The following is a 391-nucleotide window of genomic DNA, read 5'->3' on the forward strand; positions in this document are numbered from 1 at the left end:
GCCGCCTTCGCGGTCGCCGCCGCGGAAGCCGCCCTCACGGCGGTCGCCACCACGGAAGCCACCCCCGCGGTCGTCGCGGCGGAAGCCCTCGCGGCGGTCACCGCCACGGAAGTCACCGTCCCGACGGTCGCCGCCACGGAAGCCGCCCTGGCGAGAGCCGCCTTCCCGGCGGTCACCGCCGAAGCCGCCCGGACGGTCGTCGCGGTTGCCCCGGTACGACGGACGGTCGTCGCGGCGGGCGTCGTCGCGCCCCGGCCGGCGGTCGGCGCGGTCCTCGTAGCGACGGGGGCGATCTCCGCCCTGCGGTCCTGAACTCACAGGTACATCCTTCCTGATTGCGTCCCCCAGGACGCTAACGCAGTCGAGGGCCGACCCTGCTGGGGCGGCCCTC

Annotated in this window: 1 protein-coding gene; it reads left to right on the forward strand. The window is 76.2% G+C overall.

Features of this window, described 5'->3' with window-relative positions:
* Nucleotides 1-312: hypothetical protein (locus ACL02O_RS34475; protein ID WP_412822366.1), on the forward strand; the 312-nt coding region annotated here is incomplete at its 5' end.
* Nucleotides 313-391: the final 79 nt, after the last annotated feature.

This window comes from Micromonospora mangrovicola, assembly GCF_047200535.1.
In the GTDB taxonomy this organism is placed as follows: domain Bacteria; phylum Actinomycetota; class Actinomycetes; order Mycobacteriales; family Micromonosporaceae; genus Micromonospora.